Origin of the sequence: Streptomyces ferrugineus (genome assembly GCF_015160855.1) — a bacterium.
In the GTDB taxonomy this organism is placed as follows: domain Bacteria; phylum Actinomycetota; class Actinomycetes; order Streptomycetales; family Streptomycetaceae; genus Streptomyces; species Streptomyces ferrugineus.
Window position 1 is genome coordinate 8,708,985 of record NZ_CP063373.1, and the last position, 17,363, is coordinate 8,726,347.

At 70.4% G+C, this 17,363-nt stretch carries 22 protein-coding genes; 1 reads left to right on the forward strand and 21 read right to left on the reverse strand.

Translation table 11 applies throughout. From position 1 onward, the window contains the following. Positions 1 to 708: 708 nt before the first annotated feature. The 3 genes from IM697_RS38675 to IM697_RS38685 form a co-directional block, all read right to left on the reverse strand. The gene (locus IM697_RS38675) at positions 709 to 1,494 is read right to left on the reverse strand and encodes a class I SAM-dependent methyltransferase (protein WP_194041322.1); all 786 of its coding nucleotides are present in this window, start codon (positions 1,492 to 1,494) and stop codon (positions 709 to 711) included. 81 nt (positions 1,495 to 1,575) lie between these two features. Beyond that, entirely contained in the window at positions 1,576 to 2,073 is a 498-nt protein-coding gene (locus tag IM697_RS38680) for a GNAT family N-acetyltransferase (RefSeq protein WP_194041324.1), read from the reverse strand. A gap of 51 nt (positions 2,074 to 2,124) precedes the next feature. Continuing rightward, a complete protein-coding gene (locus IM697_RS38685) occupies positions 2,125 to 3,003 on the reverse strand; it encodes an LLM class flavin-dependent oxidoreductase (RefSeq protein ID WP_194041326.1) in 879 nt (292 codons plus the stop codon). Between the two features lie 69 nt (positions 3,004 to 3,072). Between IM697_RS38685 and IM697_RS38690 the strand changes: the two genes are divergently transcribed. Then, on the forward strand, positions 3,073 to 3,438 hold the full coding sequence (locus IM697_RS38690) for a DUF192 domain-containing protein (RefSeq protein WP_194041328.1): 366 nt from the start codon (positions 3,073 to 3,075) through the stop codon (positions 3,436 to 3,438). A gap of 107 nt (positions 3,439 to 3,545) precedes the next feature. On the opposite strand, the gene IM697_RS38695 is transcribed toward IM697_RS38690, so the two are convergent. The 18 genes from IM697_RS38695 to IM697_RS38780 form a co-directional block, all read right to left on the reverse strand. Next, positions 3,546 to 3,779: a hypothetical protein gene (locus IM697_RS38695; RefSeq protein WP_194041330.1), complete on the reverse strand. Its 234-nt coding sequence runs from the start codon at positions 3,777 to 3,779 to the stop codon at positions 3,546 to 3,548. A gap of 380 nt (positions 3,780 to 4,159) precedes the next feature. Continuing rightward, entirely contained in the window at positions 4,160 to 4,768 is a 609-nt protein-coding gene (locus IM697_RS38700; RefSeq protein ID WP_407699572.1) for a hypothetical protein, read from the reverse strand. Positions 4,769 to 4,793: 25 nt separating this feature from the next. Continuing rightward, on the reverse strand, positions 4,794 to 5,240 hold the full coding sequence (locus IM697_RS38705) for a hypothetical protein (RefSeq protein ID WP_228044338.1): 447 nt from the start codon (positions 5,238 to 5,240) through the stop codon (positions 4,794 to 4,796). A 183-nt stretch (positions 5,241 to 5,423) separates the two neighbouring features. Next, positions 5,424 to 5,711, reverse strand: coding sequence for a hypothetical protein (locus IM697_RS38710; protein WP_194041332.1), 288 nt, complete (start codon positions 5,709 to 5,711; stop codon positions 5,424 to 5,426). A 290-nt stretch (positions 5,712 to 6,001) separates the two neighbouring features. Continuing rightward, a complete protein-coding gene (locus tag IM697_RS38715) occupies positions 6,002 to 6,631 on the reverse strand; it encodes an OmpA family protein (RefSeq protein WP_194041334.1) in 630 nt (209 codons plus the stop codon). Between the two features lie 7 nt (positions 6,632 to 6,638). Then, positions 6,639 to 7,220, reverse strand: coding sequence for a hypothetical protein (locus tag IM697_RS38720; RefSeq protein ID WP_194041336.1), 582 nt, complete (start codon positions 7,218 to 7,220; stop codon positions 6,639 to 6,641). A 34-nt stretch (positions 7,221 to 7,254) separates the two neighbouring features. Further along, positions 7,255 to 7,866: a pilus assembly protein TadG-related protein gene (locus tag IM697_RS38725; RefSeq protein ID WP_194041338.1), complete on the reverse strand. Its 612-nt coding sequence runs from the start codon at positions 7,864 to 7,866 to the stop codon at positions 7,255 to 7,257. Next, positions 7,866 to 8,063 carry a Flp family type IVb pilin gene (locus tag IM697_RS38730; protein ID WP_194041340.1) on the reverse strand — a complete coding sequence of 66 codons (198 nt, stop codon included), beginning with the start codon at positions 8,061 to 8,063 and terminating at the stop codon, positions 7,866 to 7,868. Before IM697_RS38730 ends, IM697_RS38725 begins: the two co-directional genes overlap by 1 nt. Positions 8,064 to 8,196: 133 nt before the next feature. Next, positions 8,197 to 8,910, reverse strand: a complete 714-nt coding sequence (locus IM697_RS38735; RefSeq protein WP_194041342.1) for a response regulator — start codon at positions 8,908 to 8,910, stop codon at positions 8,197 to 8,199. After that, positions 8,907 to 10,124: a sensor histidine kinase gene (locus IM697_RS38740; protein ID WP_194050052.1), complete on the reverse strand. Its 1,218-nt coding sequence runs from the start codon at positions 10,122 to 10,124 to the stop codon at positions 8,907 to 8,909. The genes IM697_RS38735 and IM697_RS38740 overlap by 4 nt, the downstream gene beginning before the upstream one ends. A gap of 169 nt (positions 10,125 to 10,293) precedes the next feature. Further along, positions 10,294 to 11,187 (reverse strand): DUF5936 domain-containing protein, encoded by an 894-nt coding sequence (locus tag IM697_RS38745; protein WP_194041344.1) that lies wholly within the window; start codon positions 11,185 to 11,187, stop codon positions 10,294 to 10,296. A gap of 16 nt (positions 11,188 to 11,203) precedes the next feature. Then, positions 11,204 to 12,151 (reverse strand): type II secretion system F family protein, encoded by a 948-nt coding sequence (locus IM697_RS38750; protein WP_194041346.1) that lies wholly within the window; start codon positions 12,149 to 12,151, stop codon positions 11,204 to 11,206. 9 nt (positions 12,152 to 12,160) lie between these two features. Next, positions 12,161 to 13,498 (reverse strand): TadA family conjugal transfer-associated ATPase, encoded by a 1,338-nt coding sequence (locus tag IM697_RS38755; protein WP_194041348.1) that lies wholly within the window; start codon positions 13,496 to 13,498, stop codon positions 12,161 to 12,163. Between the two features lie 12 nt (positions 13,499 to 13,510). Further along, complete coding sequence (locus tag IM697_RS38760; RefSeq protein ID WP_194041350.1) at positions 13,511 to 13,888, reverse strand: TadE/TadG family type IV pilus assembly protein; 378 nt, start codon at positions 13,886 to 13,888, stop codon at positions 13,511 to 13,513. 1 nt (position 13,889) lies between these two features. After that, positions 13,890 to 14,210: a pilus assembly protein gene (locus tag IM697_RS38765; protein WP_228045119.1), complete on the reverse strand. Its 321-nt coding sequence runs from the start codon at positions 14,208 to 14,210 to the stop codon at positions 13,890 to 13,892. Between the two features lie 50 nt (positions 14,211 to 14,260). Then, on the reverse strand, positions 14,261 to 15,526 hold the full coding sequence (locus tag IM697_RS38770) for a CpaE/TadZ family protein (protein ID WP_194041354.1): 1,266 nt from the start codon (positions 15,524 to 15,526) through the stop codon (positions 14,261 to 14,263). A 9-nt stretch (positions 15,527 to 15,535) separates the two neighbouring features. Next, positions 15,536 to 16,243, reverse strand: coding sequence for a Flp pilus assembly protein CpaB (gene cpaB, locus IM697_RS38775; protein WP_194041356.1), 708 nt, complete (start codon positions 16,241 to 16,243; stop codon positions 15,536 to 15,538). 84 nt (positions 16,244 to 16,327) lie between these two features. Then, positions 16,328 to 17,137, reverse strand: coding sequence for a hypothetical protein (locus IM697_RS38780; protein ID WP_194050053.1), 810 nt, complete (start codon positions 17,135 to 17,137; stop codon positions 16,328 to 16,330). Between the last annotated feature and the right edge of the window lie 226 nt (positions 17,138 to 17,363).

Below are 17,363 nucleotides of genomic sequence, written 5' to 3' on the forward strand. Positions count from 1 at the left end.
TCCGTACGGCGGTCCCCTTCGGCGAAGCGTACCCCTGTGAGGCTTGGGCCGGGGCTTTGGGTGCGGGTTGTCCGCCGGGCGTCCGGGGCGGTTCCTCGGGCGGGCGCCGGAGGCGTCGAGGCAAAAAACGGGCCGGTCCGTGGGGGGGAGACGGACCGGCCCGAGGGGGGGTTTCCACCATAACCCTTCGTAAGTGATGCTGCGTGCATCGGCGTGCCACAACTACTCTCCGAAATCGCTCGGCGACGGGGCGGTGGCCACCAGAGGGCGCTTTCGTGGCGGATTCATGGCGGGTTCGGGCCGTATTCCCAGGGGAAACGGGAGGGATACGGATGGATCCGGAGGGTTTGCCGTCACTTGAGGCCTGCCGGACGACTTGTCCGCACTTCCCTCCCCCGGGTGACCCCGACCGCGAACGCCTCCTTGACGCCGCACGTCAAGAGGCCGGGCGGATGCGATACCGAAGCGACGCGCGTCCAGCAGCGGGGCGCTACCGGGGCATGGCACCGCGCAGCCCCCTCCGCTGCGCGGTGCCGCCGCGCAGCTTTGCGTACGCGAATTACCTTGGTCTGAACTTACGTGAGAGCCGCGAGGAAAGCGAGTCGGCCGCCATAACAATGTGGAAAAGGCGGGGGATCCTTGGATGCGCAGGGGGTCAGCGGCTTTCGCTCATGAATGCACGGTTTGCACCGATGCGGAGGGGCCTGCTCAGGGGCTGGGCTTGCGGGCGTCGAAGAGGTGCCGGGTGCTGTGGGCGACGAAGGGGCCCTCGGACTCGATCTGCTCGTGCAGGGCGCGCAGTTGGGGCCGGTACGCCTCGACGGTGAATCCGGGGACCATCCACACCACCTTGCGCAGAAAGTGGACGACGGCGGCGATGTCGCGGAACTCCATGCGGAGTTTCTCCGCCCGCAGATCGACGATCTCCAGGCCGGCGGCCTCGGCGTCGGCACGCTCGCGGTCGGGGTGGCGGCCGCCGCGGACCTCGTCGGGCTGGGGTCCGAGGAAGTACTCGACGAGTTCGAAGACGCTGTGGGGCCCGACGTGCTGGGCGAAGTAGGTGCCGCCGGGGCGCAGCACGCGGAAGATCTCCGTCCAGTTCGCCCGCACCGGGTGCCGGCTCGTGACGAGATCGAAGGCCGCGTCGGCGAAGGGCAGCGGGGCGTCCTCGGGCGAGGCGACGACCGCGACACCGCGCGGGGCGAGCAGGGCGGTGGCCCTGGCGACGTTCGGCGGCCAGCCCTCGGTGGCGACGGTCGGTGCGGGCGCCTTCGGCGCCCGGCCGAGTGCGAAGTCGAGGACCTCCCCTCCCCCGGTCTGGAGGTCGAGCGCAGCGGTCGCACCGGCCAGCCGCTGGGCCAGGGACACGGCGTACCCCCAGCTCGGCCGCGCCTCGCCGGCCCGCCCCTCGAACCACGAGAAGTCCCAGCCCTCGGTGGGCACGGCGGAGCCTTCGGCGACGAGTTCCTCGAACAACCGGCTCTGCTCTCCCATGCGGTCATGATCGCAGGGCGTAGTCACTGGCCGCAGCCGGTTTTTCGGCGCCCGGGACGACGGGCGATCAGCCGGCCGGGCTCATCGGGGCGGGCCGGACAGCACCAGCAGCACATGCTCGTCGTCGCCGCGCCGGACGGTGCCGGCCCGCTGGAAGCCGTGGTGTTCGAGGAGGCGTACGGAGGCGGTGTTGGCGTGGAAGGGGTCGGCGTACAAGGGGCGGATCCGTTCCGTGTCCAGGAAGAGGGCGAGGGCCTTGGTGCCGACGCCGCGTCCCCAGTACGGCCGCCCGAGCCAGTACCCGAGGAAGCGTCGCTCACCGTCCCACCAGGAGACGACGCTGCCGGCCACGTCGTCCCCCACCAGGACCGTCCGCACGAGACACGTCTCGTCCCCGAGCACACTGGTCCGCCAGTGCTTCATGAAGGTGTCGCGGGGCCGGGGCGTGAACCTCGACCGCCGCAGCGCCTCGGGGTCGTGCTCGTAGGCGAGGAAGGCCTCCAGGTCGGCGTCGAGCACCTCCCGGAGCCGTACGTCCACGTCGTGGTCGATGCTGTCGGTGCTCGGGTCATCGCTCATGCCCCGGAGTGTGGCAGCAGCCACTGACAACGCCCCTGGCCGACCGACGCCCTACGGAACCAACGGCCGTACTTCCTCCGCCACGAAGCGCACGAAGCCCTCGGGATCGGGCTCGTCCGCCGTCGGCTGGAGCACCACGGTGTCGGCACCGGCGTCCGCGAGTCGCTGCACGGCCTTCGCGACCGCCCCCGCGTCCCCGGCGACGCCGAGGTCGGCCACGGAGGCGAGCCCCTCGGCCTCGAGCTCGGCCCTGAGCCGGGCGGGCCCGTCGGCCCCGGTGGCGGTGAGCAGGTAGACGACGAGCTCATGCGGCTCGGTACCGGCCCGCCCGGCCGACTCCCGCCCCTCGTCGATGAGCTGCCGCGCCCTGCGCACGCCCTCGGGCGGAGTCCCGGCCGTCAGCAGCGTCCCGTCGGCGGCGGCACCGGCCAGCCGCAGCGAGCGGGGCCCGGTGGCGCCGGCGATGACGGGCACCGGCTCGGCGGGCGGCCAGTCCAGGGCGACGTCGTCGAGCTTGACGTACCGCCCCTCGACGGTCACCAGTTCCCCGCGCAACAGGGCGCGCAGGGCGTCGAGGTGCTCCCGCAGCAGGGTCACCGGGGAATCGACCCGGGCCCCGATCTGCCCCATCCAGTCCTGCACACCGTGTCCGACGGCGAGGATCGGCCGGCCCGGGAACATCCGGTGCAGGGTGGCGGCCTCCATGGCGGTGATCGCGACGTTCCGCAGCGGCACGGGCAGCAGCCCGACGCCGACCTTGATCCGTTCGGTCCAGGCGAGGGCGGCCGCCGCGGTGGAGATCCCGCCCTCCCGGAAGCAGTCCTCCCAGAGCCACAGCTCCTCCAGGCCCGCGTCGTCGGCGAGCCGGGCGACGGTCCGGAGTCGTTCGGGTGCGAGTTGGGGACGGAACACTGCGCCGAGTCCAGTCATGGGACCTTTCCTACCCGGGTAACACTGGCCGGACAACCGAGAATCCGGGAGCGACGGGAGGCGGCCGGCATGGGGCGGCGGTGGGGTGACGGGCACGGGACGCTGATCGTGCACGGCGAACGGGGTGATGTGTCGGTCCCCCTGGAGATCGCCTCGTCGTACCGGGCCCGAACGAAGGGGCTCCTGGGGCGTGACGCCATCGACGGGGCGATGCTGCTGACACCGGCGAGCGGGGTGCACACCTTCCGCATGCGCATGCCGATCGATGTCGCCTACCTCGACCGCGGGTTGCGTGTCGTCGCCGTACGGACCATGGGGCCGGGGCGGTTGGGGTTGCCTCGGCTGCGGTCGCGGCATGTGCTGGAGGCGGGGGCCGGCGCCATGGCGGAGTGGGGGGTGGGGGTGGGGGTTCGGGTGACGGTCGGGGCCGGGTGACGGTGACGGTGACCGGTCGGACCGCGGCAGTGCACGGATGCATTCCCGCGGTCCGGCCGCCGGGCCGTGAGCGCGGTGAGCGCCCGGGCCCGTGACAGGTCGATTCGTCAGCCGGCTATGGCGTTGACGTGCACGCCCGCCGTGACACCCTCGGTGGAGGCGGCGGCGAACACGTCGGCGCAGACGGCACCGACCGGGGTCTCGGCGTGAAGGTGGCCGGCGAGAGCGCCGGAGAGGCTGCCCGCGAGGCCGCCGGAGGCGCTGGCGGCGTTGCCGCCGGAGACGTTGTCCAGGGCGGCGTCGGACAGCTCGGCCGTGTTCACCTGGGAGCTGAGGTTCATGGGGAGCGGTTCCCTTCGAGTGAGCGCTTGATCAAGGGTGGTGTCCGCCCGCTTCCCGGGACAGGAAGCGTGCTGGGCGACCCCACCGAGCACGTGATCCAAGCACGCCGCAGGTGAGCCGACCACCGAGAGGCGGGAGCGCCGGGCCGAATCGAGTGCACCGGCTTCACCGGCGTGAGGATCTGGTCAAGAGATGCGCCGACACCCTCACACGGCCCGCCATCCCACTCCGCCCACAGTGTTGCGCCCCGGTTTCCACAGTGGGCAAATCCCCGCCAAAGCCCTCGGCATTCCGGCGAAGGTGACCCCCGCTCAGGTCTGGTATGACCACCCGGTGAACGGTGTGCAGGTTCGCCGGATCTTCCGCCACCGCAAAGGGCTCAGGGAGCCACGTCCTCGATCGAGCTGGGTCCCATCTGGGACGCGGAGCTGAACTCCGGCAGCGTCGAAGGCTGGTCGAAGAGGAAGAAGCTCTGGTTCATCCCGATGGTGAACTCCATGTAGGCACCCGTGGTGGCGTCGAAGCCGTAGTAGGTGTTGCAGGTTCCGGCCCCGTCGCTGTAGGTGCCGTCCATTTCCGGGAGCGGGACGTTGACCAGGCCGCCGCTGTTGTTCGACTTCGTCTTCGACGGTGGCGTACCCAGCGCACAGTACGAGACGGGGAGGCCCTTCAGAACGAAGTAGCCGTACTCCCCCTTGGCGTTCTGAAGGTAGACGTAGCTGAGTTTGCCCTTCGAGTCGGCCTTTCCCCAGGTCTTGATCCACCTGTTGATGGTCTCTCGCGTCGTCGAGTACTCGGGGACCTCGATCGGCTGGTTCGCCACGAGTTTGTCGTAGCCCTTCTGCTTCGCCTCCGTCTCCTTCGCCTGAGTGGAGTCGTCCTCGCAGGCGGCGGTGAAGCCGACCAGCAGAACGGTGGCGACGGCCAGTGCGGTGCGTTTGATGCGTTTGATGCGTTCGATGCGTTCGATGCGTTCGATGCGCTTCATGGCCCTTCTCCCCCTCTCGTATTCGTCACGGCGCACAGGTGGTACTCATGTCGTTCACGTCCAACCGCGGCGGCAGGTCCTCGTCCTTGAAGGCGCTCCGGTGCTCCTGTGCGGCCTTGGCGTTGTATTCGTTGACCGCCTCGATCCGGGACGACTTCAGGGCGGTGAGGGAGACGCTGATCTGGGCCCGCCTGGACTCGGAGGCCGTCTTGTCCTCCTCTTCCAGGGCCTTGATCGTCTCTTCCTTGGACTGCACCGTGGAACAGAGCCCGAAGAACTCCTCGTACGTGGCGATCCGGAACGCACCTGAACCGTCAGTGCGGGCGCGTTCGTCGACTTCGCCGCGGAACGGGGCGGTCAGCCAGCTGATGCCGCCGATGACGAGAGTGATGATCAGGCCGACGGTGACCAGGGCCGCGATACCGCCGATGACCCAGAATCCGGCTTTGACCTCTTCCCGTGTCGTGCCCATGATTGCTCCTTTCCCGTCCGTCACGCGGCCGGCGCCATGCGTCAGAGCACGGACAGAAGGGGATGGTGGACAGCTCACCCATCCGCGCACGCTACAGAGCGCGTCGCGGGACCCCTCCCGAAAGCCGTGTCGGGCAGGCGGGTTGAGGGGATTGCGCCGAAGAAGGTTCCCGTCCCGGACGGGTCACCCCGCGTCGGGCCGGATCTCCACCGTGAACGCCGCGTCCTCGGGGCCGTCGCCCTCCCGGTCCGCCCAGACGATCACGCGCACGTGCCGCCGCCCGGTGCCGCCCGACTCCCACTCGGTCAGCAGGGCGGTGACGACGAGGGCGGCGACGTACTGTGCGGTCTCCTTGGGGTCGTCGGTGATGACCGTGCCCCGCCATCGCTCGGGAGGGGCGCCGTAGGGGCGCCAGCCCTGCGAGCCGTGGGGCTCGTCGACCCGGTACACCCAGTCCCTCTTGGTGCCCATGGCACCGATCCTTCCACTTGAGGGGACCACGCGCCGTACGGGCGGGCGGACCCTCGGATCGGCGCCCTGGCCGAGATCGTGGATGTGGCCGAGGGCGGTGTCGGTGCTGGAGCTGTTCGTCGGGCAGGTCACCTGGTGGGCCAGCTCGGTCAGGGGCGGCGGATCAGGCGGTGGCGGGGCGCCACGATCATCGACCGGCAGCTGATGGATCAGCTCGAGACTGTGCGCGAGGCCGAGGCCGAGGCCGATGCCTGGGCCAGGTGGCGTTCCGGGAAGGCGGTGAGCGCGGGTCAGCCGTCCGAGCGCGGGAAGGACACCTCCACCCGTCGGTTCTTCTTACGGCCCTCCTCCGTCGCGTTGGAGGAGATGGGGTAGTCCTCGCCGTAGCCCCGCGTCTCGTAGGTGATCGTCGAGTCGTTCAGCTCCGACTCCAGGACTCCCTGCACGGCGTTGGCGCGCTGCCGGGACAGGACGTCGCCGTGGGCCGAGGAGCCCAGGTTGTCGGTGAAGCCGAAGACACGGATCCGCGTGGCGTTCTGGGTCTTGATCTCCTCCGCGATCGAGGCGATACGGGACTTCGCCTCGCCGGTCAGCTTCGCGCTGTCCTTGGGGAACAGGACCTCGGCCTGGAGCGCGAACTTCACGTCCGCGTTGGTGTCCTCCCGGCGTTCCTCGCCGGCCTGGTCCTCCACCACCTGCTTGATGTCCAGGACCTTGGCCTCGGCGAGGGTGGCGCCTTCGGGGAGCTTGAGGTCGGGGTCGTTGGCGTCCACTTCGACGGGTGCGGCGGCGGTGGCCTCGGTGCCGGGCGGGACGCTGGGGTCGTCGGCGGCGCGGGCCGTGGTGGCGCCGAGGAGGTTGGCGGCGACCATGAGGGTGGCGGCGGAGAGGGTCAGGGGGAGGCGGGGGGTGCGGGTCATGGGGGCCTCACCCGGAGATCGTGATCGGGGCGCTGGCGAACGTCGGCAGTTGGAGGGTCACTTCGGATGAGCCCGAGGGCGGGGACGGGAACTGGATGAAGACGGCGACCGATTCCCCCGCCTTCAAGGATGTGAAGCCCGTCGTCGTCAGGGGCCGTCCGTCCGTGTCGCGCAGCACGTAGTAACGCTTCTTGTCCTTGCTGTCCACCAGGGTCGCGCCGCCGAGCGACATGCCGTGACGGAGTATCTCCGTCTCGTCGCCCCTCACCGCCGCAGGCACGGTGACCCGTTGTGCACCGTCGTTCTTCAGGGTGCCGCTGACAGTGACGAAGCCCCCCGAGTCACGCTCGGCAGAGGTGACCTGGAGCAGCAGGCCGCTCGAACCCTTCATCTCCGCGAGGGGCGTGTCGGACTGGCCTTCCTGAGCACTTGGATCGGACCCGCGGTCCTGGGGGGCCGAAGCCGACTTCTTCGGCTTCTTGTCGTCGTCGCCCCCGCTTCCGCAGCCGGCCGCACCGAGGGCCAGTCCGGCCGCGACGGTCATCGCGACCATCCCCCTGCGGGCCTTCGTGGTGAACCGAATGCTCATGCCTCTGCTTCCTTCGTCACTCGTCGTTCGCTTGTCAGTCGGCCAGGTGGACGTCGAAGAGGTCCTCGGGATCGGGAAGCGACGCCGGGTCGTCCGGGTCCGGGTCCCAGGTGTCCTCGCAGGTGAGTTGCGGCAGTGGCAGTGTGTCGTTGCCGTCACCGTCGTCGGCGTCCCCACCGGGGAGGTCGAATGTGCAGAGAGGCTCGATCACTGCCCTGGCCGACGCCCGCGACCTGAAGTCCTCCGTGCCGGGGACGATGGAGTCGCCCACGGACTTGTCGGTCCTGACAACCACCTTGTAGCCCAACACCCCTGATGCCCCGCAGTCCTCGACACCGGCGTCGTTCTGGGCCGCCAGCTCGTACGCCCGCCAGCAGCCGTTGAACACCGCGCCGCCGCCGTCAAGGATGTCCTGCCACTTCGTGGGGTCGCCCACGACCTCCAGCCAGTCCCCGGCGAGTTGGTCCCGGGTCTCCTGCGCCGCCGCCAGCGCCGCCGCGTCGGCGGCTGTCTGGGCGCCGTTCCGATTCGCCGCGGCCTGGCCGACCGCAAGGTACGCGAACGCGAGAAAGAGCAGGCCTGCCACCACCGTGATGTAGATGGGGAAGGCCTGCCCTGCGTCGTCGCACCTACGGGGCCGCCGCATCAGCCGCCTACGACTTCGGCGACCTTGTCCGTGATCGCGGTATAGATCGTGTTGCCGATGTCCGTCCCCGTAATGGCCAACACAATCGCCACCACCACCGCGATGATGCCCAGATACTCCACCGCCGTCTGCCCCTTGTCGTCGCGAGCGGCGCGAGAGCGTAGGTGGGCGACGGTGGTGTTGATCCAGTTGCTCATGGTGTTCCCCTCTGGGCTCGCAAGTCCTGTGAGAAGTATCGGGAGAAACGTAAGCGTGCATACCCCGAACACCAGAGGGTCCCCGGACCCAATTCCGGGCCTCGGCCGAAAACCATCGCTGTGTCATCGCCGGTCAGCTCCGTCCTGGGTGTGAACCCGGGGCCGTGCCCAGCCACTTGGCGGCGGCTTCGGCGCGGCTCGTGCTGTGGAGTTTGGCGAAGATCCGGTTGATGTGGTTCTTGACCGTCTTCTCGCTGATGAAGCAGGTGGCGGCGATCTGCTGATTGTTCATGCCCGCTGCGATGAGGCCCATGATCTCCGCCTCCCTCCTGCTCAGCCGGAACCGCGACCTGTACGACGAAGACTGTCCCACAGTTGGTTGCACTTGCGAAAGCGGTTCCGCTAAATTCCCTGCCTCAGTTACCACTTCGGCGTTTGCTTGCGCGAGGTAAGCCTTCGCCGTAGGCGTGAAGCGGGACCTGCCCCGCCTGATGTCCCGTACGGCGTCCACGAGTTCGTCGGCCGTGAACTCACCGTGCACCAGGTACCCGGCGGCCCCCCGGCGCAGCGCCTCCCGCACCGTCTCCGACTCCCCGCTGTACGTCAACATCATCACCGGGGCGATGCGGACGAGCCCCGGTAAGGCCTCTATGCCGTCCATGCCCGGCATGCGAACGTCCAGAAGGATCACATCGGGGCGGTGCTGTCGGGCCGCCGTCTGGGCCTCGTGACCATCGGCCGCCTCCGCTGTGACGGTGATGTCCTCGTGGGTGGTGAGGAGCGCCGTGAGACCTGCTCGGACCACTGGGTTGTCGTCGGCCACGACGATCCGCAGAGGGGTGTTCATGAGGCCGCCTTCGTCGTCAGGGCCGCCAGGGGCAGTTCCAGGCGGACCTCCGTGCCACGGGCGTGGGTGCCCTTGCCGAAGTGGATGCGGGCGCCTATCGAGGCGGCTCGTTCGGCCATGCCGAGCAGCCCGAAGTGGCCCGTTCGGCGCAGGTGTTCCAGGGTGGTGTCGGGGGGCAGGCCGCGGCCGTCGTCCGTGATCGTCACGCACAGCACGTCGGCTCGGACCCCGGCCCGCACCTCCACCCGGGTCGCGTTCGCGTGGCGGTGGGCGTTCTCCATCGCCTCCGCCGTGATGGTGAGGAGCTGGCGGGCCACGGCGGGCGGGACCGGGGGTGCGGGGGCCTCGCCTTTCGCCTCGTCGCACGTCCCGTCGTACGTCGCCGGTAGGCCGGTCCGTTCTGTGAAGTCCCTCGCCTGGTCGGCCAGTTCCGGTGCCACGTCCGTCATGCTGTCGGGGTCCGACTCGCGGCGCAGGTCCGCCAGGAGCTCCCGGGACTCCGCCGCCGCTCTGCGGGCCGAGCGGGACACCAGTTCCGCCTGTCGGGCGATGCGGGCCGGGTCCATCGCGGTGGCCTTCGCCGAGATCGCCAGGCCGTCCGCCGCCAGGGCCACGCCGTGCAGTGTCTTCGCCACCGAGTCGTGCATCTCGCGGGCCAGCCGGGCCCGTTCCGCGCCGACCGCCTCGGTGACCGCGAGGCGCGCCTGGACCGTCGTCAGGGCCTGGGTGGCCGTGCCGAAGCGGAGCATGAGGTTGCGCAGGGACGAGCCCAGTGCCCCCGTGATGACGCACAGGCCCGGCAGGAGGAGCTTGTCCGCCAGGCTCGCCGACCTGGCGGCGTCCGTGTTGATCGCGTAGACCAGCAGCAGGATCAGGGACTGCACGCTCGCGAACACCGCCGCGCCCCGGTGGCCGTAGACGATGCCGGCCAGCAGCGGGGTGCAGACGCTGACGTAGGCCAGGGTGGTGTCGGGGCCTGCCGAGACGAGGAGGAGGGAGGTGAAGACGGTGTCCGCCGCCAGGAGGGTGGGGTGGCGCAGGAGGAGGGGGCCGAAGCGTTCCCAGTCGCGGAACAGGGCGTACGAGACCATGAACGTGACGACCACCGCCGCGCCGACCAGGCGGGCGCCGAGGCCGGGCGCCGCGTTGAGCAGGGCCGCGGGTGCCGCGAGGGCGATCATGGCCAGCCGGAAGCCGAAGACCTGGCGGCACATCGCCTGCAGGGCGTTGACCTGGAGCGGGATCTTCGCGGACCCGTCCACTTCCCCGGGTCCCCGCGACAGCCGGCGGCCGTGCGGCAGCAGGCGGCCGCGCAGAAGCCCGAGGCCGGCCCTCGCCGTCCCCGACCTCACCCTCAATGGCACGCCCGCCACGGCCCCTCCCCTACTCCCCCGTCAGCGACCCGAAGTCCGTCCCCGACCCCAGCAGCAGCCCCGCCCCCAGCAGGAGCATCGTCGCCGGGACCATGAACGTCGTGATCATCAGCGTGGCCCGGGGGACCGCCCTGGCCGCCTTCCTGCGCGCGTTCTGCGCATCCGTGCGGCGCATGTCCTTCGCCAGCGCCACCAGCGTGTCGACGATCGGCGCGCCCAGTTCCTCGCCCTGCTGGAGCGCCGTCACGAACATCGCGACCTGCTCGGAGTCGTTCCTGCGCCGCAGCTCCGCGAAGGCCTGGCGGCGGTTCATGCCGAGGTCCATCTGGCGCAGGGTGATGCGCAGTTCGTCGGCCCAGGGGCCCTCGTACTTCGAGGCGACCCGGTCCAGTGCCTGGCGGAAGCCGAGGCCGGCGCTGACCACGACCGCCAGGACGTCCAGGAAGTCCGGCAGGGTGCGCTCGATCTCGTTCTTCCTGATCCGGATCGCCGACCAGATGCCGACCTCCGTCCAGAAGGCGCCGAACGCCAGCAGCAGCAACGCCACCAGGAACTGTCCCCGCAGCAGGAAGACCAGGAAGCCGAGCGCGCCGAGGAAGCCGTACACCGCGCGCCGGGCCGCGTAGCGGTCGATGGTCAGGCCGCCGGGGTTGCCCGCGAGGTCGATCCTGCGGCGGTACCTGGCGACCAGCTTGGGGCCCATCAGACGCAGTACGGCAGGGGCGTAGCGCATGCCCATGCGGTCGATGAGGGAGTCCACGGCGCCGGTGCGGGTGGCGCCGATCTCCAGGGCCAGCGCGAGATCGCTGGGCAGCTTGGTCTCCGCGCGGTACATGCGGATGCCGGCGAAGACACCCCAGACGCTCAGGGCCATCACCGCCGCCAGCAGCAGTCCGATTCCCATCAGTGCTCCCCGCCCCTCAGACGTCGATCCGCGACATACGCCGGATCAGCACGAAGCCCACCGCGTACAGGCCGAACGCGATCAGCACCGCGGCCTGCCCCAGCGGCGACCCCGTCATCCGGTCCAGGGCGCCGTCCTTCACCCCGTTCATCAGGAACAGCGACCCGATGCCGAGCACCGGGACCGCGTACGACGTCATGCTCACCTGGGACAACTGCGTACGGATCTCCCGTCGCGTCTCCTTGCGCTCCTCCAGCGTCTCCGTCAGGTTCCGCAGCGCGCTCACCACCTGGCCGCCGGCCCGGTTGGACAGCACCAGCGTGGTGACCAGGACGACCAGTTCGCGGGAGGGGAGGCGCTCGGCGAGTTCGCCCAGGGCGTCGTCCATCGAGGCGCCCAGGGCCAACTGGTTGGAGACGTTGGCCAGTTCCTCGCCCGCCGGGGCCTCCAGCTCCTCCGAGGCCATGCTGATCGCGGTGCGCAGGGCCAGGCCGGCGTGCGCGGCGTTGGCGAGGATGCGGGCCAGTTCGGGGAGTTGGTTGATGAACTTCTCGATGCGCTTCTGCCGCTGCCAGTTCAGGAACTGGACGGCGGCCCACACCCCCAGCAGTCCCGCGATCGGGCCGAAGAAGGGCGCGAGTGTCGCCTGGCCGATCAGCCACAGGCCCGCCACCGTCGCCAGCATGTAGACGAAGAACTCCCCCGGCGTGACGTCCAGGCCCGTCGCCACCAGCCGCAGCTCCAGCCGCTTGCCGAGCTTCGTACGGCGCAGGCGGCGGTCCAGGTCGACGAAGCGGCGTCGGCGACCGCCCGCGCCGGTGATCTGGCCGGTGGCGGACAGGCGCTCGACGAGGGCCTGGCGCTGGGCCCGGCCGGCGCCGTAGGCGTGGACGCCCGCCACGGCCAGCGCGCAGGTCAGCAGTGCGATGCCGGTGGTGAGCGTGATGCGGGTCTGGAGGTCCATGGGGGGGTCCTACCTGGCTTCTCGGGTGGCGAGCTCGAGCGGTGACTGGGCGACGCCGAAGGCCTGGGGTATCGGCTGGCTCGCCATGTACAGGCGGTCCGCGGTGCGGCGCGGGAGGGGGTGGTAGGCGAAGACGCCGTGGACGCGGCCGTCCGGCGTCATGGGCTGGGCGTTGAAGCGGGCCACCGTCGCCAGGCGGTACGGCTCCGCGCCGTGGCTGTCCAGGATCGCGATCTCGGTGATCCGGCGGGCGCCGTCCGGGAACCGGGTCAGCTGGATGATCACGTCGACCGCGCTGTTGATCTGGTCGTGCAGCGCCTCGAAGGGGACCGTGACGTCGGCCATGGACGCGAGGGTCTTCAGCCGCATCAGGGCGTCCTCGGCGCTGTTGGCGTGCACGGTGGCCAGCGAGCCGTCGTGCCCGGTCGACATCGCCTGCAGCATGTCGAGGGACTCGCCGCCGCGGACCTCACCGACGACGATCCGGTCGGGGCGCATCCGCAGGGAGTTGCGGACCAGGTCGCGGATGGTGACCTGGCCCTTGCCCTCGACGTTGGGCGGGCGGGACTCCAGGCGGATGACGTGGGCCTGCTGGAGTTGGAGTTCGGCGGAGTCCTCGATGGTGATGATGCGCTCGGCCTCGGGGATCAGTCCGGACAGGGCGTTGAGCAGCGTCGTCTTTCCGGTGCCCGTGGCGCCCGAGACGATGACGTTGAACTTGGCCTGCACCAGTCCGGCCAGCAGATACACCATGGGCTCGTCGAGCGAGCCGAGGCCGGTCATCTCGTGCAGGGTGAAGGAGCGCGGGAAGCGGCGGATCGTCAGGGTCGCGCCGGTGAGCGACAGGGGCGGGATGATGACGTTCACGCGCTCGCCGGACGGCAGTCGGGCGTCCACCATCGGGTTCGACTCGTCCACGCGCCGGTTCACCGTGGAGACGATCCGCTCGATGGTCTGCATCAGCTGGTCGTGGGAGGGGAAGCGGAGCGGCAACTGCTCCACCCGGCCGCCGCGTTCGACGAAGATCGCGTCCGGGCCGTTCACCATGATCTCGGTGATCGACGCGTCCTCGAGGAGTGGTTCCAGGATGCCGAGGCCGAGCGCCTCGTCGACGACCCGGCGGATCAGCTGCGAGCGCTCGACCGTCGACAGCACCGGGCCCTCGCGGCTGATGATGTGCCCGAGCACCCGCTCCAGGCGGGCCCGGCGCTCGGCGGCGGCCAGCGAGCTCATCTCGGCGAGGTCGATCTCCTCCAGCAGCTTGGCCCGGTAGGAGGCGACCAGATGGCCGTCCTCGCCCCGGCTGCCGTGCTCCTCGGGGGTGTTGATGCGTGACCTCAGGCTCATGTGGATCCTCGTTCAGCGGTCGAGCGGCATGGTCGCGGTCTTCTGGGCGGGGTCGAAGTCCCAGCCGGGGACGATCGAGGGGATCTCGACGGTGGCGGTGACGGTGACCTCGTCGCCGCCCACCGCGGGGGCGCAGGTGACGGACAGCCAGTCGCTGATCGCACGGGCGCAGCCGTCCTGCGCGCTCTCCTCCAGCGAGGCCGCCCGCGCCCCCGCCCTGGCCGCCGTGCCGGCCTGCTGGGCGGTGTAGGCGATCAGCCCGATCTGTACGCCCGCCATGGCGACGAGGACGAGGATCGGGATGAACCCGAGGTACTCGATGGCGACCTGGCCACGGTCGCGGACCCGGCGAACCCTGCGCGCTCGGCGGACTTCGGCGTCGTACGACATCTCAGTCCTTCTCCTCCTGAACGGCCCCCGCGTGGCCGTCGACGGTGAACGGGAAGCCGATCGCGCCGGGGAAGAGCACGGGCACCTCCAGGTGCACGTCGGCCGTGACGTAGCCGCCGCTCGCCTGGCAGTCCACGCTCGCGCCGCCCTCCCACGAGCCCGGCAGATGCTCCAGTCCCGCCTCCTGGCAGGCCGCCTGCCCCTCGGAGGCCGCCCCCGCCCTGGCCGCCTCGTCCGCAGCATTCCCCGCGAGGGTGAACGTGTACCCCAGCAGCACGAACTGCCACAGCAGCACCAGGGTGATGATGATCAGCGGGGTCATGCCGAGGAACTCGACGGTCACCTGCCCCCGGTCGTCCCTGAGCCGCCCCCTCACCTCCCTATCTCCTTCCGCCTGCGGAACGTCAGCGCCGCCCGGTCCGCGCCCCGCGCCCTGCCGTTCCGGCGCTGCGGGACCGCCCCTTCCGTGCCCTTGACCAGCCCCAGCTCACCGGCGAGCGTCCAAAGGGCCTGCTTGACCGTGCTCTTGGCGTCCAGCTCGTGCACCCGGCCGGCGTCGACGGCGCCCTGGAGTTCCTTGAAGTTGGCGGGGATAGCGGTGGCCGCGATACCGGTGCCGGTGATGCGCTGGATCAGGGCGGGCTGGATCTCCGTACCGCGGGTGTGGCGGTTGACGACGATCATGGTCTCCTCCGCCTTGCGGATCTGCAGGCGGTCCCACATCCGCACCGTGCGTTTGGCACCGCGCACGGCGACCACGTCCGGGGTGGTGACGAGGAGCGCGGTGTCGGCCATCTCCACGGCGGCCGCGCTCGCGCCCGACAGCTGGGCGCCGCAGTCGATGACGACGACCTCGTAGCGGGAGCGCAGGGCGCTGACGATGTGGCGGGCGGCGCGGTCGGTGACCTCCTCGCCGCGTTCGCCGTCGCCGGGGGCGAGCAGCAGCGCCACCCCGGTGTCGTGCCGGAACACCGCGTCGGCCAGCACGCGCGGCGTGATGTCGTTGATGGCGGCGAGGTCGACGATCGAGCGGCGGAACTGGATGTCCAGGTAGGACGCGATGTCGCCGGTCTGGAGGTCCATGTCGAGCAGGGCGGCGCCGCGGCCCGAGGCCTGGGCGGCGAGGGCGAGCTGGATGGCCGTGAGGGTCGCCCCCACGCCGCCCTTGGCGCCGCTGACCGTCACGACCGTGCCGCCGACGCCGCTGAACACATCGCCCCCGGCGCCCAGATGGCGCCGTACGCCCATGGACCACTGCGCCACCGCGTTGACGCGGCTGGCCAGCTCCTCGTAGCTCAGCGGCAGGGCGACCAGGCCCCGTGCGCCGTAGTCCATGGCGGCCTGGAAGAGGCCGGGGCCGGCGTCGGAGGTGACGAGTATGACGCCCACCGCCGGGAAGCGCAGGGCGACTTCGCGGATGAGTTCCAGGGCCGGGACGGGGCCGATGCGCTCGTGGACGACGACGACCTCGGGGAGTTCGTCGATGGACTCGGCGGCCAGCCGGGCGAGGGTGTCGACGAGCTGGGTGGAGTCGGTGACCGGGGCGACGGGCTCGGCGTCGGGGAGCTGGCTGAGCAGCGTCGTGAGGGACCGGACCGCGTCCGCGTCGCCGACGGCCGGGAGGATCCTCGTGGGCATGGGGGCCTCTCACTTGTCCTTGGCGAGTTCGTAGGTGCGGTCCGCCGGGGAGACGGAGGAGTCGGCGCCGGGTGCCACCAGGGCGAGCCGGACCTCGTCGGCGAACGACTCGGCGTAGGTGATGCGCTGGGCGTCGAGGGGCTGCAGCGCGAAGGTGATCGGGACGGCGTCGGTGGGTTCGCGACGGCGGTCGTTGTCGTCGGGCTTGAGCGAGGTCTGCTCGCCCACGTCGATGACGCGGGCGTTCTCGACGATGAGCTTGGACTGGTCGGGGGCGCCGTCGCGCTCTCCCTCGAAGGTGGCGTAGACGTTGACGGTGGCGCCGGGAGTGATCTTGCCGGCCACACCGGTGGCCGCGTCGATCATGATGGCGAGTTCCTGCTCACCCTGCTGGAGGGCGGGCTGGTCGACGATCATGTCGCTCTGGAGCAGGGAGCCCTGCCTGAGGGTCGTGACGGCGATCTTGCCCTGGATCTCGCGGAGGCTGGTGACGGCGTTCTTCGACAGCCAGCGCTCGGGCATCTCGATCTTCTCGAACTGGGCCGCGCTGAGCGGAGCGTAGGGGGCCACGTCCCGCTTGAGCCGGTACGCGGTGACCTCTGGCCCGACCTTGGACTTCACGTCGTTGATGACGGACAGGACGCCGGCGAAGGCGCCGAGGGCGCAGACGATCGACAGGAGCAGGAGTATCACGCCGCGGCGCTGACGGGAGTTCATGAACCGTGCAACCTCATTGGGGGAATCGGTCGGGGGCGGTCGGTGGGGCGGTCAGGGGAGACCCTTTCGCGGCCGGGGGGCGGTTCAGCCCGCGCGGGCCGGTTGCTCGTGGGTGGGCGGGACGGCGGAGCAGAAGACGCAGCGGTCGCCGATGACGTCGATGCCGCACCAGTGGCAGGAGTTCTGCCGTACGGAGGTGACGAGCTGGTAAAGCACCGACAGGTCGGGCAGATAGGCGCAGAACTCGATGAGCTTGGCGGTGCCCCACCAGGTCGCCGACTCGGCGGGCAGCGCCACCTCTCTCAGGCCCTGCGGGCGCCACGACTTGGCCAGGGTGGCGGTGACCCAGTCGGACTGGAGCTGGCCCTGGGCGACCAGCATCGAGGTGCCGAACTCCGGGCCGGGCAGGGTGACGCCGGGGGCGATGCGCACGAGCTGCGGGACCGGGTGGGCGAGGACGCCGAACTGGCTGCCGGGCATCCAGGACTTGGCGTGCGACTTGAGGTCGACGGGGACGCGGTCGAGCTTGGTGACGGAGCCGAGGAGCGCCCCGGCGTGGATGTAGTGGGTGAGCAGCCGGCCGGCCGAGGCGAGGACGCCGGGGCTGAGGTCGCAGGAGGCGAGCTGGCGCAGCTGGCGGGCCAGGACGGCGAGTCCGAGCGGGGGCAGTTCGGGCCGGAAGACGGCGATACGGTCGCTCTCCAGCAGCGACCGCACGGTGTGCAGCCGCTGCTGCGTGCCCCGGGGTGCGGCCTGCGAGCAGACGACGATGACATGGCCGTGCTGCTCGATGAGCGTCTGCATGCCCGCCAACGACCGCTCCAGCGGCTCACGTTCGAGGTCCTGGAGCACGACGGCGGGCACGGTTCGCTCGTCCTGCGCCGACAGCGCCATGTCGGCGCTGGTCACGGCAATGGCAGTTGGCACGCGCAGCTCCCCGATGACTTCATTGCGTGACTGTCTGAGCACTGTATCCACGGCGCTATGGCCGGAGAACAGCTTCTCTCCAGCCGAGAAGCAACTCACCTCACACAAGTCACGCCAAAACGGGGCAGGTTACGCACACAAATTCTCCACGCTCGGAATCCCTTGACATGTGAATTGGTCTGGACCAAGTTGT

Excerpts from the sequence above, each read along its gene's own strand:
- IM697_RS38675 (WP_194041322.1), bottom strand. The coding sequence starts at position 1,494 with ATGGGAGAGCAGAGCCGGTTGTTCGAGGAACTCGTCGCCGAAGGCTCC.
- IM697_RS38680 (WP_194041324.1), bottom strand. The coding sequence starts at position 2,073 with ATGAGCGATGACCCGAGCACCGACAGCATCGACCACGACGTGGACGTA.
- IM697_RS38685 (WP_194041326.1), bottom strand. The coding sequence starts at position 3,003 with ATGACTGGACTCGGCGCAGTGTTCCGTCCCCAACTCGCACCCGAACGA.
- IM697_RS38690 (WP_194041328.1), top strand. The coding sequence starts at position 3,073 with ATGGGGCGGCGGTGGGGTGACGGGCACGGGACGCTGATCGTGCACGGC.
- IM697_RS38695 (WP_194041330.1), bottom strand. The coding sequence starts at position 3,779 with ATGAACCTCAGCTCCCAGGTGAACACGGCCGAGCTGTCCGACGCCGCC.
- IM697_RS38700 (WP_407699572.1), bottom strand. The coding sequence starts at position 4,768 with ATGAAGCGCATCGAACGCATCGAACGCATCGAACGCATCAAACGCATC.
- IM697_RS38705 (WP_228044338.1), bottom strand. The coding sequence starts at position 5,240 with ATGGGCACGACACGGGAAGAGGTCAAAGCCGGATTCTGGGTCATCGGC.
- IM697_RS38710 (WP_194041332.1), bottom strand. The coding sequence starts at position 5,711 with ATGGGCACCAAGAGGGACTGGGTGTACCGGGTCGACGAGCCCCACGGC.
- IM697_RS38715 (WP_194041334.1), bottom strand. The coding sequence starts at position 6,631 with ATGACCCGCACCCCCCGCCTCCCCCTGACCCTCTCCGCCGCCACCCTC.
- IM697_RS38720 (WP_194041336.1), bottom strand. The coding sequence starts at position 7,220 with ATGAGCATTCGGTTCACCACGAAGGCCCGCAGGGGGATGGTCGCGATG.
- IM697_RS38725 (WP_194041338.1), bottom strand. The coding sequence starts at position 7,866 with ATGCGGCGGCCCCGTAGGTGCGACGACGCAGGGCAGGCCTTCCCCATC.
- IM697_RS38730 (WP_194041340.1), bottom strand. The coding sequence starts at position 8,063 with ATGAGCAACTGGATCAACACCACCGTCGCCCACCTACGCTCTCGCGCC.
- IM697_RS38735 (WP_194041342.1), bottom strand. The coding sequence starts at position 8,910 with ATGAACACCCCTCTGCGGATCGTCGTGGCCGACGACAACCCAGTGGTC.
- IM697_RS38740 (WP_194050052.1), bottom strand. The coding sequence starts at position 10,124 with ATGTGCCGCCAGGTCTTCGGCTTCCGGCTGGCCATGATCGCCCTCGCG.
- IM697_RS38745 (WP_194041344.1), bottom strand. The coding sequence starts at position 11,187 with ATGGGAATCGGACTGCTGCTGGCGGCGGTGATGGCCCTGAGCGTCTGG.
- IM697_RS38750 (WP_194041346.1), bottom strand. The coding sequence starts at position 12,151 with ATGGACCTCCAGACCCGCATCACGCTCACCACCGGCATCGCACTGCTG.
- IM697_RS38755 (WP_194041348.1), bottom strand. The coding sequence starts at position 13,498 with ATGAGCCTGAGGTCACGCATCAACACCCCCGAGGAGCACGGCAGCCGG.
- IM697_RS38760 (WP_194041350.1), bottom strand. The coding sequence starts at position 13,888 with ATGTCGTACGACGCCGAAGTCCGCCGAGCGCGCAGGGTTCGCCGGGTC.
- IM697_RS38765 (WP_228045119.1), bottom strand. The coding sequence starts at position 14,210 with ATGACCCCGCTGATCATCATCACCCTGGTGCTGCTGTGGCAGTTCGTG.
- IM697_RS38770 (WP_194041354.1), bottom strand. The coding sequence starts at position 15,526 with ATGCCCACGAGGATCCTCCCGGCCGTCGGCGACGCGGACGCGGTCCGG.
- cpaB (WP_194041356.1), bottom strand. The coding sequence starts at position 16,243 with ATGAACTCCCGTCAGCGCCGCGGCGTGATACTCCTGCTCCTGTCGATC.
- IM697_RS38780 (WP_194050053.1), bottom strand. The coding sequence starts at position 17,137 with ATGGCGCTGTCGGCGCAGGACGAGCGAACCGTGCCCGCCGTCGTGCTC.